The organism is Actinomadura sp. 21ATH (genome assembly GCF_041951345.1).
Taxonomy (GTDB): domain Bacteria; phylum Actinomycetota; class Actinomycetes; order Streptosporangiales; family Streptosporangiaceae; genus Spirillospora.
In genome coordinates this window covers 1-1,104 of record NZ_JBGNUR010000044.1, presented here as the reverse complement: position 1 = coordinate 1,104, position 1,104 = coordinate 1, and the positions used below count along the sequence as shown (strand labels likewise).

The following is a 1,104-nucleotide window of genomic DNA, read 5'->3' as shown; positions in this document are numbered from 1 at the left end:
ACATCGTCGTCCAGGTGCACGTAGAGTGCGATCAGAAGGGCGTCTAGATCTGTCTTCACACACCGATCCTGGGCGCCCTTCACCATGCTCGCGGCCGGTTCAGCAATAACCCATCAACGATCTAGGGCAGGACGGGCGCGATGAGGGCGGCCGCGCCGGCGGACTGGCGCAGTCCGGCCTCGTAGACCTCGTTCCACCGGGTCCGGTCGCCGACGTCGGGGCCGAACGCCTCCAGCGCGGCCTCGTCGGGCCCGACCCGTACCGCCGCCTCGACCGGCGGCCCCGGAAAGGCGAGCGGCTCGATCAGGACGACCGTGCCCGCGGCGAGATGAGCGTTGGAGCCGCCGCCGAACGCGCCGTCCATGTAGCGCCGCCCGCCGATCGTTACCGGCGCGGCGTACCCGGGGGCGGCGCTGCTGGCGGCGACCGCCGCGTGCAGCGGTACGCCGTCGTCCCGGCTCCACACCACGGGCTCGCCGGCCGCGACGTCCACCGCGGTGATCAGCAGCGGCCGGTCCGGCCAGCTCCGGGAACCGGCCAGGTGCTCCATGGCGGCCAGGTGCCGTTCCTCGGGCAGAGCGCCGGCCGCGAGGGCGAGCGCGCCCACCCGGCGCAGCGCGTCCCGGGGGTCGGCGCCCGGCTCGTTCAGGATCTCGAAGACGCGCGGCATGACGCCCGGATCCCCGGCTCGCTCGCCGGGCGGGACCTCGGCGAGCTCGTCCAGGTCCCGCCCGGTGGCGATCGCCGCGCCCGCGATGGCGCCCGCCGACGTGCCCACGATCAGGTCCGCGCGGGCCAGGTCCGCCCCCGCGCGCCGCAGCCCGGCCGCCAGCCCCAGCAGCCAGGCCGTACCGACCGGCCCGCCCGGCCCGAGGACCACCGCCGTGTTCCCATGAGTGAAGACCATGCCCCGACCCTAGGAACCCGCGCCCGGCAGCGGTATCGGCCGCTGGACCGAGACCGTACGGCCGAAAGGGCCCTAGATCGTTGATGGGGGTTTGCGGAACCGGTCGCGGGCATGGCGAAGGGCGCCCATGATCAGTGTGTGAAGACAGACCTGGACGCCCTTCTGACCGCACTCTATGTCCATCTGGACGACCATGT

General features: G+C 73.5%; 1 protein-coding gene. It reads right to left on the bottom strand.

The window, feature by feature from the left end:
* Nucleotides 1–121: 121 nt before the first annotated feature.
* Nucleotides 122–907 carry a patatin-like phospholipase family protein gene (locus ACA361_RS42260; protein ID WP_375020792.1) on the bottom strand — a complete coding sequence of 262 codons (786 nt, stop codon included), beginning with the start codon at nt 905–907 and terminating at the stop codon, nt 122–124.
* Nucleotides 908–1,104 lie beyond the last annotated feature (197 nt).

What these genes read in the sequence shown, in the direction of transcription:
- ACA361_RS42260 (WP_375020792.1), bottom strand. Translation starts at nt 907, where the DNA reads ATGGTCTTCACTCATGGGAACACGGCGGTGGTCCTCGGGCCGGGCGGG.